The 17,076-nt window shown below is 44.5% G+C and carries 7 protein-coding genes; 3 read left to right on the forward strand and 4 right to left on the reverse strand.

The annotated features are described in order from the left end of the window. Positions 1-11: 11 nt before the first annotated feature. Entirely contained in the window at positions 12-7,550 is a 7,539-nt protein-coding gene (locus tag P0078_RS06290; RefSeq protein WP_282933605.1) for an RHS repeat-associated core domain-containing protein, read from the reverse strand. A gap of 436 nt (positions 7,551-7,986) precedes the next feature. Here P0078_RS06290 and P0078_RS06295 point away from each other — a divergent pair, with 436 nt between their 5' ends. Continuing rightward, a complete protein-coding gene (locus P0078_RS06295) occupies positions 7,987-8,286 on the forward strand; it encodes a DUF5992 family protein (protein WP_282933606.1) in 300 nt (99 codons plus the stop codon). 99 nt (positions 8,287-8,385) lie between these two features. Here the strand turns inward: P0078_RS06295 and P0078_RS06300 are convergent, their stop codons facing one another. Beyond that, positions 8,386-8,760 (reverse strand): hypothetical protein, encoded by a 375-nt coding sequence (locus tag P0078_RS06300; protein ID WP_282933607.1) that lies wholly within the window; start codon positions 8,758-8,760, stop codon positions 8,386-8,388. A 381-nt stretch (positions 8,761-9,141) separates the two neighbouring features. On the opposite strand from P0078_RS06300, the gene P0078_RS06305 reads away from it, so the two are divergent. Together P0078_RS06305 and P0078_RS06310 are read left to right on the forward strand one after the other, a co-directional pair. Then, positions 9,142-10,221: an efflux RND transporter periplasmic adaptor subunit gene (locus P0078_RS06305; RefSeq protein ID WP_282933608.1), complete on the forward strand. Its 1,080-nt coding sequence runs from the start codon at positions 9,142-9,144 to the stop codon at positions 10,219-10,221. Continuing rightward, positions 10,218-13,319: an efflux RND transporter permease subunit gene (locus P0078_RS06310; protein ID WP_282933609.1), complete on the forward strand. Its 3,102-nt coding sequence runs from the start codon at positions 10,218-10,220 to the stop codon at positions 13,317-13,319. Before P0078_RS06305 ends, P0078_RS06310 begins: the two co-directional genes overlap by 4 nt. Before the next feature lie 609 nt (positions 13,320-13,928). On the opposite strand, the gene P0078_RS06315 is transcribed toward P0078_RS06310, so the two are convergent. Together P0078_RS06315 and P0078_RS06320 are read right to left on the reverse strand one after the other, a co-directional pair. Continuing rightward, positions 13,929-15,143: a hypothetical protein gene (locus P0078_RS06315; RefSeq protein WP_282933610.1), complete on the reverse strand. Its 1,215-nt coding sequence runs from the start codon at positions 15,141-15,143 to the stop codon at positions 13,929-13,931. 158 nt (positions 15,144-15,301) lie between these two features. Continuing rightward, positions 15,302-16,903 (reverse strand): sodium:solute symporter, encoded by a 1,602-nt coding sequence (locus P0078_RS06320; protein WP_282933611.1) that lies wholly within the window; start codon positions 16,901-16,903, stop codon positions 15,302-15,304. Positions 16,904-17,076 lie beyond the last annotated feature (173 nt).

The following is a 17,076-nucleotide window of genomic DNA, read 5'->3' on the forward strand; positions in this document are numbered from 1 at the left end:
AACAGCCTCGATTAATACACACCAGGATATACCTTCTGCAGAAAAGCATCCGCAGCCCGCTCTCTAGATTTCTCAGAAAGTTTTTTTCGTTCAGTTATCATATTCCGAGGTACTGTATGTCCAACTTCATGGGTAATAAGACCCCTCACTGCATGCAAACCTGGCTTTAGATCAACAAAATACCCTGCTGAACGCACTGCTTCTGAACCATCTACATAAGCGTCATAGCTTCCACTGTAAAACGTTATGCTCACTTCACCAGCTCTCAGATACACCTCTTCACCAATTCGCACTCGCTGCATAACAGTATCAGCTTCAGCTTCTTTTCCACCATCACCTCTCTGATTAACGTATTTCCAGCTCGCGATACGCATGCCATACATTGCTTTAGAAAAATCATCAGCTAGCTGAGTATCACCAGATACTAAAGCTTCAACTCTTCGATCAGCAATATGTAAGTAAACATTGATAATCTCTTGCTCAAGTAGCCTTACAAACTCCCGTTTATCTTGTGGTAAGCCACCCATTTTGTCATCTGCAGTAGTTACTAAATTCAAGTCAACTACATTACTAACCTTTGATGCCCATGGTGGTAAGCCTTTACTAGATATCCTTTCAGAACTTTGTGTAATGAGGTGGCCCGTCACCAACAAACTAACCTGCCCATCAAACCCACCACCATTCTGATAACCACCCTGTCCCGAATACTCATAAAATTCGACACTATCGTTGTTATCCCTGGCAAAGGTCGCAGAAGAAGCCCCCTCTGGTGCCTGGGCACCACCTGCGCCTTGTGGAGCCCAGAAACCCGCATGGTCCGGATTCTGGCCGATGCTAAAACTATAATTGCCATTCGAATCGGTACCCACCTGAACACCCCTACGAGCAATACTATCCCAGACCTCTTTAGTATCCTTTTTAAAGTCTCCCCAGCTATAGTAACCAGTAGGGTCAGTCAAGGTCAGCGGGTTGCCTTTTACATAGCTATAGCGGTTATAGCCCTGGGTATCCTCAACTCCATCAATCATCGGGTCCGCTTGCAGGAAGCGGCCCAGGTTGGGATCGTAGATACGGCCATTCATATGAATAATGCCGAGGGCGTCCACCATCTCGTGGCCGGTAAAGCCGTGAGTGGTGACCTCATTCAGGCTATCCATCAGCTGGTAGTTGCTACCGATCAGGTCACTGATCTCCAGGGAGTCCCAATCACTATCGCGGCGCTTACCCCAGGGATCAAAGGCCATACTCTGGCTTTCGAGTACATTGCCATTTTCATCCAGTACCACATCGGTGGAGCCAATATGATCTGTGAGCAGGTAGCGTTCCGTTAGGGATTGCTGCTCATAGGCGCCGTTGGTTTCGTAGGTAAATACGGCACCGCCAGGCAGATAGCGCTTCCAGTGGTAGCTTCCTTCAGATTGATAATGAATCCGCTCTACGCCACCCAGATAGAGGGTGGTAACCACCTCACCATCGGAGCGGGTGTCGACACGCTGATAGCGGGCGCGATCCGGACCATAGGTAAAGGTGGTGCTGTCACCACTCTGGGTATTGGTAATCAGGGACGGCTTGTCGAAAGTGGTGTAAGTGAACGCCCTGCCGGTGCTATCGGAAGTCAGGTTGCCATTGCTATCGTTGTAGGCGTAATCCACCCCGGCTGCCTTGGTAACGGCGTGAGGCTTGGCACTTTCATACAGATAGGCTGCACCATCTTTGCTGAGGATATTGCCGATACTGTCGTATTGATACTGGGTGTCAGTAGCGTCGGAATTACAGCTACTGGTGCTGGTGGTATTGGCATTAACCTGCAACAGGCGGTTGAGGTTGTCGTAGCAGAAGGATTCCTTCTTGCCGGTGCGCTGGTTGTTGCGGCTTACCAGATTACCTACGGCATCCCAGCCGTAAGCCATTTGCTGAACGGTAGTCGCAGATGCGGAGTTATCGGCCTTTTGCGACAACAGGCGTCCGGTGGCGCTATCGTAGCCATTACTAATACGAACACCGCCGCTATTGATATCAAAGTCCGTTACCTGGCCACGGCTATTGGAGCTGAGCACCCGGTATACTTCACGTCCGGTATTCAGGTCGGTGACATATTCCAAAGCGCCGGTATTGGTGTAGTGCTCCTGGATACCGCTAGTGATACCGTTTGCACCATTGGACACTTCGCCATCCAAAACATCGTACTGATACTGGGGACGGCCGAAGCTGTCGTACCCCACACTTGAGGCAAAAAACTCTTCATTCCCCACAGTGCCGAGGCCTGTTGCTACCGCGGTCTGCTGCCCCAGGGAGTTGTATGAATAGATCGCGCAATAGTGGGCTGTGCCGGTGTAGCACTGCTCATCATTGGCGCTTGCAGACATCACGACAGCGGTCACTTTGCCGAGCGCGTTGGCAACCGAAACACCAGCAGCATCTTTATCGTCATAGTACCAGCGGGTATGACCCTCTTCACTGCCGGCAGCCGTGTAGTCGGTGCGACTCAGTGGGCGGCCGTAGTGATCGTACTCAGTGACCGTGCGCTGCTGCTTGCCATCTTCCTGCTCAACCAGGTCACCAAACGCATTGTAGGTGTAAGTCCAGTCGCCCTTATCCGGGTCGGACATGGCCACTTTGCGTCCACGGGCATCGTAATTGGCGGTAATGGTAATACCCAGGTTTTCACTGGAGCGGCCATGACTGATAACCTCAGTCACATTACCTACCGGGTCATACTGATATTCCACCGTGCCCTGGTAATGATCCTGGATATAAACCGCTTCACCCAAGACATTGGTTTTTTCCGTGCGATTTTGGCTACCTGGGTTGGTGCTGGTAGCCACCACCAGATTATTTTCCAGCGTCAGCTCGGAATTACTCACTGTATTGCTATCTGGCAGCTCTACAGAGGTGATTCTGGAGTTCAGATCGTAGTAATTGGTTGTCCAGTATTCGGCAACGGTGCCCTTGGTATAAGGTTCACTTTGTCGCTCAACCCGGCCCAGTTCATCGTATTCCGTATCGGTAACAATAATCTGGCTTTGGGTGAGGCCCGTGGATTCCTGGCGCAACTGGCGGCCGAGCATATCGAAATAGGTCGTGGAATAAGCCCCTGTTTCACTGGTGGCCACCACATAGGTGGCAGCATCGCTGTGACTACACTCCGAACCACTACAGATTCCATATTCGGTAGTTACCGAGGGTGCACCGTCAGTCGCCCTGTAAGTTTCACGGCCAAAGGCATCATATTCGTAAGTCGTGGTTACATAGCTAGAAGCCGAGGCATCCAGGTAAGTTCGGGTCTTGGTGGGCAGCCCCATATCATCGCGACTCACCACTTCAGAGAGCAAGCGATTATCAGAATCCCTTACCTTATCGACGTAGCGCTTATCCGCATCATATTCTGAATAGCTTGTACGACTCGGCTCTGAAGCTTGCTCAGTTGCTTTTTTAGTTGTGCTTAACCGATTTGCATAATCGTCGTAGGTGTAGGTCGTCGACAGCTTAATTTCAGCGGCGTCCTCACCACTGTATTCGGGCTCAATATGCTCTGCTTTTAGTAAGCCATACTGACTTCCGCCCTCCGGGTAATACTCAAAAGATACTTCCCGAGTCTCTACATCACTGCCGCGAGTAGTGGTAATTTTAGTACTGGTAACCCGTCCTTTTTCTCGGTACCAGGTCTCCCCATCGAACCCGTTCTCTTGAACAACTTTTTGTACTACACCACCTGCAGCATTTTTGGTACTTACCGTGGACTCTTCGAGATTGCCATAATCATCATAAGTGTTTTCAGTAACCACGGTTTTGTACTTACTACCTGCGGCAGCGCCATCACTCTTGAGCAAGTAGAAAACTTCTGTAGATTCTTGGGTATACGGCCAATAGGGCGCTGTAGAGCTTCCACGCTTGGCGAGCGTATTGGCTTGGCTATAGAGCAGCTTACCTTGAGGCGTGTACCTCTTAACACTCAAAGGCATCCCGATATAAGGGAATTCTTGAGCGAAAGTTGTTGTGGTATACCCAGTACGGCTATCTGTCGTAGTTATTTTCTCAAAACCCAAACTACCGCGACCACCGCCCTGGAAGCGCAGGCCTTCATAGTTATAGGTAAGCTGCTCAGTATTATTGGCGCTGGAAGCCGTGGGCATGGAAAACTCAAGCTGGGAGACTATGTAGCTGGTTCCACCAATATCAAATACGGGAGACTCGTAATCGAGCAGCGCAGCTCCCTGCCCTTTTACATAAACACTCGTATCCGTTAACGGCTTATATGTGAAAGTGGATTCTTCGCCCAAGCCACCATTTACTGCTTTAATAACATTGTTAGCAGAATATGAAGCATTTGGCGCATAAAAGTTCACGTAGTGATTGCTTTCACCATCATAAATTCGCGCGTACTCCTGGAATCCATCTCCATTTATATCGGCGTAAGTTGCGTGAATACTATCACCAGAGCCAGCCGATATACTTGTTTCAATAACGCCATCAAAGCCGTTGCCATTCCACAACTTAACTTTTAACTGGTCTCCAGGCCAAACGATATCTAGAAACCCATCATGATTGAAATCAACCAGCTGAACCTTTTTCCCTGTCACTTCCGACAAAGCAATGTAGTTATCTAAATCACCTTCATCCGACAAGGTATAAGACCAATCATCATTTTCATCCTTCAGGATCATATCCGTCAGGCCATCATGATTAAGGTCTGCAGGAAGCCAGATATAATTATGGGTATTAGCCTCCTCCTGGGTGAAGCCTGAAAATATACTCGTAGAAAGAGTAATTTTTCTCCAGTCTCTATAGGTTTTATTGCATTTACGAGTAAAGGGCACTAAAAACTCTGTGCGACCATCCCCATCGGAATCAATAACCTCCATAGAGTGTAAATCACCAATCTCTATAGAAGATTCACAAACTTCGCTTGTTGAATCATCGGGTACAGCAATAGACTTACTAGGGCTGACTGGATAGGAAACCACCCCGTTTTGCCCTCTTTGAGCATAATAGAAACTGATACCTTTTTTATCGGTATCTCTGATAATAAGATCACCTAAGCCGTCACCGGTAATATCAGATAAAACACTTTGAGTACCCGCTCCGGAAGGAATGATCACTGTTGCCGTCGAAGAAAATTTAGTGCCGTCAAACAGCCTCACAGCCCAACTATTATCTTTTTGTCGATGAATAAAGTCTAATTGACCATCACCATCGTAATCCAACAGATTCCAGTCATAACGCAGGTAGTAATAGGCTCTTATTGAGTGGTTGGTGTCCTGAACATCCCACTTCTCGCCATCTGACAAAGCAACCTGTAGGTATCGCTCTTCATCACTGTTCTTATAGAACCAAATATAATCGTCCATTCCATCGCCATTCAAGTCAGCAACACGCCCAGGCTGGAACCTGTTGGCATTGGAATGGAACTTCATGGTTGTATACTCTGTGGAACTAAATCCAAGGGCGTCTACTACCTGCCAGTCAAAAGTAGTTGCCTCTGAACAACTATTCCCAACACACTGTTGAATACTGTATAGGCGACTTAGGGGAGGGTTTTCAGTGCTTGGCGATTCATATAAGTAGCCAAGGTTATACTCCCTGAAACTAGCGTCATTATTAGTAATAGAGATCGCCTTAAGGCGGCGTTTCAATGGGTAATCACCCACCATGAGATTCTCGGGAACAAAGTCCAAGCGGCTCTCGTATTCAAACTGAATAACTGCATTTGCTTCAGAGCCAGTGCCAAAAGCATACTCTATGCGGTCAACTCTAAAGCCATTACTATCTTCTATGTAATAGTATTCTATGGCGTTATTGCCCGAACTATCGTAAAGCTTATCGAGGACAAATGAGTCGCCCCCACTGTTAACTGTGTAGTAAGCGGTCTCACCACCTTTGGTCGTTACCTCAAATCCTGTAATACTGCCGCTGCCAGTAGCCTTAAAGGTGCGGAAGCTATTTAGTTCAGTCGCATAAGTAGAATTAACAGATCCGTAGCTACCACTAGTAATAACCAAACGCTGTCCATCCACACAGAAGCGGTCTTTTTCACCAAGCAGCACCTCTGAGTCATCATGCACTAAGGTCCGATGGCAATAACGGATAACAGAAAGGCCTGAGATTCCCCAACCTAACCCCATTAAGCCATTTCTACCTTGGCTAGAATAGCCAAGGGACAGTTCGGGAGTATGGCCACCTGAACCTTGAGGAAGTTCTAACTGCAAATTATAGGTTGCAGCCCCAGAAGGGGAGACGGCTGCAGTACCTGAGAGACTACTAGCAATATTTGCATTTTCCAGCTCAGGCTCAATAAGTTCAGTTTCTGTGGTAGGCATGCCAGAAACTGATAAGTAGGCGGTATCTGCTATTAGACTACTTCCAGAATCAATAATAAGGTCATCTGATCCATTACCACCTACATCATCAATGTAAATACTATTACTACGATCATTAACCAACCCTGCCAAGGTTTCATTTTCAATATCGTCAGCTGCAGAGGGGTAGCTGAACTGATTAATACCATAAACAATGAATGGCAATTCCCCATCTGATTCACCACGGAACAGGAAATCAACCTGTCCATCGTTATCAAAATCACCTACCAGGTAATCAGTTCCGAAGGTTAGTTGGACCGCGTCAGCCAATAGGACTTCAGAAATATTTTCATATTCCAGATAATGGGTATCCCCATCAAACCAAGTTCTAGGCTCGGAACCATAAATAGTAAAGATTGGGTTGGGGGGCAACGTAATAGGAGTGGCAATGTCACCATGTAAAATGAGAAGCCTTTCACTACTGTAAAAGTGATAATCCAAGAAACCGTCACTGTTGTAGTCATCAACAAAGACGGCATAGCCGTAGTTATCCAATGAGAAATCTAGAGCAGATATAGGCAAAGAGACATCAATTGCCTCAGACTCCTCACCGCTACTACAGATATAATTCCCAGTGCCGTAATTACTGAATTTACACGCCTGTACCTGAAATTCTACCGACCCTGCGTGTAGCAGCTCAACACTCAGAGATTTAGGCTGATCGGAATCCACCTCATCTAGATCCTGCCATACGCCAGAATCCACTCGAAACTCTATATCGTAGTAATCTGCGCCAGAAACCGCACTCCAAGTGAGATCAATTGTATCGCCGAGCGTACCTGCGGAATCGCTAATAGAAGCACTAGAGGGGGATGACAAGGCTTTGAGTACTTCAGTGCTATCCGTGTAAGTGACATCCCTACCGGTATTTGTTTCATCTATCAGCTTAACTGTAGCCAGATAGGTATAAACACCCTCACTATAGCCACTCACGTCAAGATCTTCGCCATAAGCAAGGGTTACTTCCCGGATTTGCCCCTCACCCTGCTTTGACTCCTTGATCGTTATATGTTCTATATATCCCCAGTTTACTTTAACCGTATAGCTGCCACTTGAGGATTGTGATGGGGCATAAATATAGTATTGTGCGTTTGCAATCGCTGAGACTGCCATCAAGCACATTATTAACACCAACTGAACTAACCGGCCAGCCGATACCCGACCGAACTCTACCATTGAAGCAAAATCTCTCACTACTCCCCCAACCCCGATCAAATTTAGCGCCTAGTGATGATTCGATGCTTTAATACAGCCTTATTTATATAAGCCCAATATTTAGCGGTATCAGCATCACAAAATTAAGCGTTCTTGCCCGACATACAGAAAACGCCGCGATCCTACCAAACTATCAGGTAGAGTTCTATTAATTAAGTACAAAAATTGACCGCCCTGCTATACATAAAAATTATGTCTCAAAAGCGGAAGTCTATAGTTAAAAGGTGCAGCGAACTCTATCATGACTACCTAGATGAGATGCGCTGAAATAACAACCCCTACGCCAGCTAATATTCTTTAAAGCAGTATGAGAAATCTGATATCTTAGGCTCTATGGGTATCTTTATTCCCCTAATAGGCCCAGAAAACCTAAGAGCCATATTATATAACCACCTCGAAACCTGCTGGCGAAATCATGAAGTTGGAAGTTGCCCCAGGCTTCCTATTATTTACACCAGCAATAACAGTCGCCGATTCTGAGTTTACCGTCCAGAGCATAACCACAACCAAAGATCTGTCAGGCGAAACAGGCACTTGTGCGGACTCACGAATCAAGTTCGATTCAGCCCTTATTAATGGTGATGGCAATATTGATGCAATGAACAGAGCTTACTCAGCATTAACCGCTGCATTGGTCTCTAATAGCAAAATAGATGTTTGGGCAGATGACACCAGCGATTGCGAATCAGCCACATCTATTGATATCCTTGACTAGTAACCCCAGAGCCCAATTTAAGAAATTTGAGCCCTAATTAATTATTAGGGCTCAAATTAGAGGGGCTTGCCTACAACCCCCCGCTCAAATACTACCTACTTATTTGTAAGAACGAATATATTCTGGCGTCGCAACGGTATCTGACCAGGTACCCAGATCATCGGCACTGCAACTATTTACATCTAAATATTTAACCTTTACTGTTTTCTGTGCAACGGTAGCAGCCATTATCGCAGAAACCCAAACGTTGCAAACCTCAACGCTAACCCCGTCATACTCCGCTGTGACATTACACATTCGCTGTGATTCATCAGAGCTATTCCAATCGCCATCCACGTAAAAATAGCCTGCCTTAGTAACATCCCAATCTTCAACTTTACCAACACAATAAATACTACTTGATGCAGAGTTCGCAGAAGAAAACAGCAATACTGGAAGTAGACCACCCACCATCCAAATATTCTTAAAACCCATAATCAAATCTCCTCAATGTAAAGCCAGCAATTGTAACAATATCCGAAGTGGACACCACCCCCCCCAATTGGAACCAATGTGCAATTAAGCTATCAAAACCTCAAATCATACCTTCAATATAACCCCAGCAAACCTAAATCAATATTAAAAATATACATCTCCTAAATTGAAACTAATCGTTCTGATTCAACCACTTAATTTAAAGAAAACCATTCATCCCTTCTGATTCTCATATTATCGAACACGAATTGTGTATAAAGCATCTCAAATATATCTTAATGGCAGACATAGGCTTTCAGGCAGCAACGGATCGCATATATTCTAACCGGAAAATTGCGCAACACCTTGAGATATGAAAATAATTTTATTCAGGGCCTTAGGATGAAAAATATCATTTCTAAATATATGGTTACTATTAAACTCTCCCTAACAATACTTTTGTCTAGCTCAAAACTATTTGCCATGGATAGAATTCCTGTTCTAGTTGAACCGGTAGACTCCTGGAATCAATTTATTAGTACAAATATCTATTGTTCAGTGGCTATGCCCCCTTTACACCAAATATCAAGCCACGCTGAGGCAGAGCTTACACACGTAAAACCAACAGGTTCCATTATCAGAGCAGGCGAACTGGCGGCAAAGCAAGATGACTTTTACCTGAATCAAGAAATTGAAATAATCCGCACAGATATAGAGACTACAAAAATCCACCTTAATTACGCCGAAGAAGAGCTGGGCCGACTAGTAAAGCTTCGAGTATCCGATATGGTATCCCCATCGCACCTAAACAATCTTAAACTAGATGTAGATACCCACAGATTAACTAAGCAAAGACTTGAGGAACAGCTAAAAATAGCTGAGTACCGATTAAAAAAACTGAAGCATTTTGCACAAGCCGATAGCCAGGTATTAAGTATAGAAGCCAACCCTGGGGAACGACTTAATCCGGGACAAAAAATCATGCAGCTGCTTCCCATTACGACGGCCCAAGTTGAATGCAGCATTCCTGAAGAGCATTTAGATAAAAATGACATAGAGCGAAATAGCAGTTTTAAGCTGGAAGGACAAGATATTGCGCTTAGAAATATCAGCTATACAGTTCACCCGGAAACACAGAACCTAAACCTCTATTTTGAAGCGAGTAGAGAGAAATTTCAGTCCTTATTGGTTGGACAGCGTTTTGAGATGACAGTATTGACTTCTCTCTCGAGCATGAGCCAACAAGAGCTTATCACCAAGATTCCAAGTGATGCAGTACTACTCGAAGGCCACCAATATAAAGTTTGGGCTGTGAATAGCGATAAAAGAATTGTTAGTAAAGACATACAAATAATAGATACTCTTCAAAATCACTTTATTGTACGCTCAACGATCAAACCAGGAGATCTATTGGTGGTGAAAGGCCACGAAGGGTTGGAGCCCAATCAAGCTGTCTCTCCAACCAGGAGGACAGCCACGTGAACTCCATTGAAAAATATAGCTCAATAGTTTTAAGCTGCAGTTTCGCACTAGTTATTGCAGGTATTATAGCTGGACTAAATTTGCCAAATGCCCTACTTCCATCTATTAACCGCCCACAAATTGCACTCGCAACCTCCTGGCCTGGAAAGACCGCAGAAGAAATAGAACAAATACTAATTGCTCCGCTAGAACAGGAGCTCTCCAGCCTAAGCCACCTAAAAGAATTGCAAACCAATGTTAATAGTAGCTGGGCCTGGACCGTAATTGACTTCCATTCGGAAGCAAATATGGAGCAAATGTATATTGAGGTCCTCTCCAAAATCAACCAAGTACCCAATTGGCCAACACAAGTTCGCACACCGGATGTATTCAATTTTGCAAATGGCGCAGGGGCTACGCTTGGATCCTTTTTCCTATATTCTGAGAAACCGGCTAGCGAACTTCAATTAATCGACGCGTTTATAAATCATGTTAAGCCAGCCTTTAGTAAAGTTCCTGGTGTACAGTCCATTGAAGAAGCCGGCACACCCACTGCCCAACGGGTCGATATTGAGTTCGACCCGGAAAAGATGACTCGGTACTCTTTAACCATTGGTGAGATAACCGAAAATCTAAACAACTTAACAGATCGATCGGGTGGAAATCTAAAAATTGGGTCAAAAGATTATGCCCTTCATTTCAAGGGTCAGATCCCACTAGAGGAACTCTCAACGTTACCTATCGCAACACGAGAAAGCCAAATCATTCAACTCTCGGATATTGCTTCGGTAAAAGAGCGTGTAGCTTCAGATTGGTTATACTTTGCCCTTGAAGGCAATAGATCTCTATACTTCTATCTACGCCCTACCGAAAATGTCAATGTTCTAGAAACCATCGCCCAGCTCAAATCAACAATAGAAGAATTAAATGATGGAGAGTTAAACCAATTGGGGATGAAGCTCGCCATAAGCCGGGATGACTCCACGGGTATTCGGAATTCCCTCAGCCTGGTATACGGAAGCCTCTTGCTGGGATCACTACTCGCCTGCCTGGTTATTTATTGGTTTTTACGTAACCCCAGAACTCTAACCCTGATATTTCTAAGCATTCCCATTTGTATCTCTCTGGTAGTTCTGGGAATGTTTCTTGGAAGTAGAAGTATGAACGTTGTTTCACTTGCAGGGATTGCGCTTTCTATCGGGTTAATGGTCGATGCGGCAATTATTGTCGTAGAAAATATTCAAAGACTGCGCAAGCAGGGTATAAATATTCAGGAAAGTATCACGCGGGGAACTAAAGAAGTTTCGGGCCCATTAGTTTCATCTACAATATCCAGTGTTATCGTATTCTTGCCCATTATTGCTATGCAGTCAGCAACAGGGCAGCTTTTTCAAGATCTGGCCTTCACAATTTCAAGTGCATTATTAGCATCACTATTGTTTGCTCTACTAATACTACCCTCATTGGCCAGATACTTACTTGGAAAAGCAGAAATTTCTGAGGAGGGATCCAGTAGTATTAAAATCAATAAGGTGCTTGAATGGTGGGTGAAGCTTTCTATCCGTTCTGCAAGAAATCCTAAGCTAGCCTCCACTGTGATTTTGTTAGGATTACCCGTCGCACTCATCGCTACCTTCTTTTCCAGCCCTGACATTGATGTCCTCCCAGACCCTAAACAAAATATGGTCTCTGTTTATATCAACTTTGAAAGTCCTTTATCTACAGAGACCATAAAAAATGAAATTGGGGAACGGGTCGTAAATAGAATCACAGCCAATAGAGAAGAAATAGAGAACCAAGTTTCAACCTATGGAATAATTTGCAACCCAAATAATTGCAATCTCTATCTATACACAAAAGGGGACTGGGATTTTGAAGAACTAAAGAGTTGGCTAAATGAAAACGCTCTCTTTGGACTAATTGGGACTCGAATACATTTCAGACAAGGTGGTTTACTAAGGTTTGCCCTACCCAATAACCGTATTAGCCAGCTAGATATCAAAGGGGCGGAGCTATCTCGACTACAGATGGCAGGGAGTGAGCTGATGAGCCATTTACGCTTAGAGTTTCCAGACGCGCAAATTCAAGAAGGAAGCGCACTTCAAAATAGAGCGGTTCGTATTGAATTTCAACCCAAGCTAGTACAATTAGCTCGTTTAGGTATTACGATATCGGAATTAAATCATCACCTGATGGCTTTAACCGATGGAATATATATTGGCCACTTCTATACGGGGACCAATACTCTTCCTTTTTACTTTAAAGCAAGAGAACCGCAAAATCTTGAGATACTCCTAAATACAGAGATACTGATTAACAATCACGGTTTTATTCCTCTACGTGAATTGACCGACGCCAAAATCACTCAAGCGCCAGCCAGTATACTTCGTGTCGGCCAGGAAGTGAGCGCATCAATAAACTTAACTCCTCCCGAAGGCGTTGCTATGAAGTCTTTTGTCGAGGATGTTGATCAATCTGTGAAAGAGTTTTTATCAGAAAGTTCCTACAATGATCTTCATACACAGTTTAGAGGTAGCGCCAATGAACTCAACCTGTTCCTCAGTGAGTTTCTAAAGATTTTTGCAGCAGCTATCGCAGTATTGGCCTTATTAATGTATTTCGCCCAAAGGTCCGCAAAGTTAGCAGCAGCAGTACTCTGTGCTGTACCCTTATCATTCGCAGGCGGAATGCTTAGCTTACAAGTTTTAAATCTATTTACTCCGCATAGTTTGGATGTAATAACCATGATAGGATTTGTGATCTTAATGGGATTGGTAGTTAATAATGCAATACTACTAGTCAACCAATTTCATAAATCATTGCAAAACGGTGCCAATCAATTAGAGGCGATATATATGGCTGCCAACTTGCGTGTCCGCCCCATTATGCTTACGACAATTACCTGTATCTTTGGCAATATCCCTTTAGTGCTTAACCCCGGAAGTAGCGCAGCGATCTATCGCGGTCTAGCTACGGTTATTACCGGCGGAATGGTGTTTAGCGCCTTATTTGTCTTGGCATTTATGGCTGCCTTGCTATCACGGAAGCTATTTAGCACTCAAATATCTGCCACTGCTCAAAAGAGTGACCTGAAATTGCCAGAAGCTACTACTGCGTGATATCCCTCATTTGACCTCAATTTATTCACGCCCAAACTGGAAGCATAATTTTTATGCCAGAATGGGCGTTTATACTTACTTCGAAAAGCACTTTACGACGCAGAGCGCCACCTATTCAAGCGACTTTATTTGCTATAGTTTTACAAGATGTAGTTAACCAACACGGAGAGCAAGGGTTTAATTACCATTTATGAATGGGCAAGGAATCAAGGATGAAGTCTCTAAAATATTTACTTTTGAGTATCCCATTTACACTGCCACTTATCAGTGAAGCCGCTTGGACAGAGAAGGCGCAAATATATTACTTGAAAGTACACTCAAATGGTGTAGATGTCAGACTTAGAGGATTTGTCAATCCAGAGACAGAGGTGAGCTGCTTGAGTAAAAGCACCTTTTTTCTTATTAATGACGAATCTGCTATATACAACACCAAGGTGTCTTTTCTACTTTCCGCTTATATGTCCCAAAAAACTGTTAGGTTCAGTTATTATGGATGCGAAGATGACAGGATTCGTTTAGGCTCAATCAGGTTTCAGGATGAATAGCCAAATCTCATATGATTGACTGACTCTTTATAATTTGAGCCAGTCAATTCTTACCAATGTCAATCTAGAAAATATCCGGATCATCTATCAAACTTGCATTTTCCAACCCATAGTACTCGATCACCCAAGCATAACTCTGGTATATCTCATAACGAGTCGGATAGGCCCGCCCTACTTCATCCCAGCGCTTCCGCGCATTGGAATAGCTGGAACCTTTGATAACTCCTTTCAACTCGAACTCATCACCATTATGGGGATTCATGACCGTTGTGGTATAGGGAACTTCAACCTCGCTATTTTCCACCATCATCCGCGCCATCATCAATCCATAGGCGGGTACATTAGATGGCATGGCATCTTTAACAGTTTCCTGGTTGCTTTTGGTCGATGTTTCCCCAACGGTCGTTGAAACACTAAAAGTCTCAGAAAAACTGAATGTAATGGAGCCACTATTTTCAACAGTGCCGGGAACACCGACCTTGTAACCCTCGGTCAAGCTAACTCCAGCAGTAACCGAAATACCCATAGTATTAGTCCAGGTATCTGTTTCACTCTTCCCGTCGGTATACCAAACTTCTGTACTGTCGTTTTGGGCAATACTGCCGGAGTTCTCAAGCAATCTCTCACCAAAGAATGTCCTGGTATTGTTGGGAGTTTCCACAATCTGATCCCAGTGAATCTCTACTCCAGATTCCACCAACTCCAAACGATCCGCAACGCAAGGGTAGATACTCCAAACTTTACTATCACTCGCAGTACCAGCAAACCCAACTACTGACCGGGTTCCAATACTTAGATGGTATTCCTCCCACTTATACCAGCCATTATTACCTCCAAAGGTAATATCACGGGTTGAGTTATCCGCCATGTCTTTCAAGTAGACTCGAATCCTGGAAATATTGCCATCGCGCTTTTTATAGAAGCGCCAACCCTGAATATATTCGGTAGCACCAAGCAACTTTCGATACCCGGAGATAGTGGTTTTACCAACCTCCTCATCTCCTGCATATAAGTATTCGAGTTTTAACCCTTTGATTCTCTCATCACCGCTAAAACTGGTTATAGCGGTGATCTTGTCTCCAGGGATTCGGGTGGTAACATAGCTATCGCACATATCGAAATCGCTACCATTCCCGCTCTTACCATACTGAAATATTGTATCGTACCTTAGGGTCCCACCATTATCTGATGTATTAAAGTACTGATCCAAAATATTTTCTGCTGCACTAATCTGCACAGAAGCCAATAAACCTAACATCGCTGTGACGAAATACTTCATAGTCAACACCTTCTTTATAAGATTATTCTTTTAAACGGATACAACTATCTGAGTACAACCTTTTGTCAACTTCGTCCGTGTCCAACCCTCCTGTATTGCCTTTATTGTTTAAGTTTTCCATCCTGTGGGGTGAAAAATAGAAGTAATCTGACTTCGCGCTACCAGAACGAACCCACCACCAACGCAGTAACCACAAGCAGTAGCACAGACTGAACTCGATAGTTTTTCCATAGTGGCTGTGCTTTCAGGGATACGGTCTCAGTGTCAAAATCGCTTTTAGACCAAGTGAAAGATTTGGCTTCTTCGCTAATCTCAGTAGGATAAAGCAGGCTGGCAATCACCAATACCAGTGAACAGAAGACAAATAAAATTGGAGCAATATAGAGGAAATGTAAGTTTGTCCAGTCGAAGACTTCATTGACAAAAAAGAGGCCAACACCGCCCAAGGTGCCTAACAGCAAAGTAGCTATGGCTCCCTTGGAGTTAGCACCACGCCAAAAGAATCCGATCAGGAAAAGTGCCAGTACAGGGGGAACTGCATAGGAAAGTACCTTCTGCAGATACTGGAATAAGGAACCAAAACTTTCAATCTGTGGTGCCCAAAGTACGGCAAGTATCATAAAGATAAAGGTGACCAGCTGACCTACACGCATTAACTGGTGCTGGTTTAGGCCCGGAAAAAACTTCCGCACAAAGTCCATGGTCACCAGCGTGGAAGCTGAATTAAGCGTGGAATCAATTTGCGACATTAGTGCAGCAACAAAACCTGCCAACACTAGCCCCAGGATACCAACAGGCAACAGCTCAAATAACAGAGTGGGATAAACCATATCTGCGCGCTCTAGCTCGGGGAAAATAACAATCGCCATAGTGCCAGGCAGAACCATGATAAACAGCACGGGAAGTTTGAGCAGACCGGCAAATAAGGCTCCCCAGCGGCCGTGATTAACATCTTTTGCACTGAGTACCCTTTGCACCATAAATTGGTTAGTACACCAGAAATAAAAGCCCAGCAAAGTGACTCCCGTAATTAGCCCCAACCAGGGTACGCTCGAATCACCAATGGGCCGTATCAGACTCAATTGTTCCGCCGAGACCTGGGATACAACATTTTCCCAACCTCCTGCGCGATCCAGGGCAAAAATACTGATCAGGATTGAACCAAATATCAGCAGCAGCGCCTGAATGGTGTCGGTATAAATAACGGCCGCCAAACCTCCACAGATGGTGTAGATACCCGCGATCACCGCCAAAATTGAAATCGTGGTCCAAATTGGTAATTCAGGAAATATCAATTTCATTACCAGGGCCCCTGCATAGAGGCTACCTGCAGTATCAACCACAATATTCAGGAAAATAGTCAATCCCGAAAAATAAGTGCGCGCGGTGCTGTTAAAGCGACGCTCAAGCATTTCCGGCATCGTGTAAATGCGCGAGCGAAGAATTGTCGGCAGATAGAAAACGGCAAAGAAAACCAGGATAACCGCCGCCATCCACTCATAGTTGAAGACCGCTATGCCAGTGCTGTAAGCATCTCCGGCCAAGCCGATCAAAGTGGTACTCGATATATTGGAAGCGAACAGGGATAAGCCAATCAAGGGCCATACCATTTTCCTCCCTGCCAGGAAGTAGTCCTCTGCAGTATCGTGGCGGCGACTTAGGAAGAGCCCAAGGACGATGGTGAAAACAAAATAGACGACCAGAATGGTCGCATCGACTGGGTGAAGACCAAAATCGACCGGCATAACTTCCTCGTTCACTGCTAGCAGCGTATTTTTAGAATGATTTGCTTGAACTTGGTCAAAAATTAAATCACAGTGATTTAATTAAGTAAAGCCAAGCTTCAATAAACAAAAAAAGCTATATTAATCAATAAGTTATATAAACTCGGATCTTAGTGCCAACGAAGCCAATAGACTAAGCAAAGGCTTTA

The sequence above is a fragment of the Microbulbifer sp. VAAF005 genome (genome assembly GCF_030012985.1).
In the GTDB taxonomy this organism is placed as follows: Bacteria; Pseudomonadota; Gammaproteobacteria; order Pseudomonadales; family Cellvibrionaceae; genus Microbulbifer.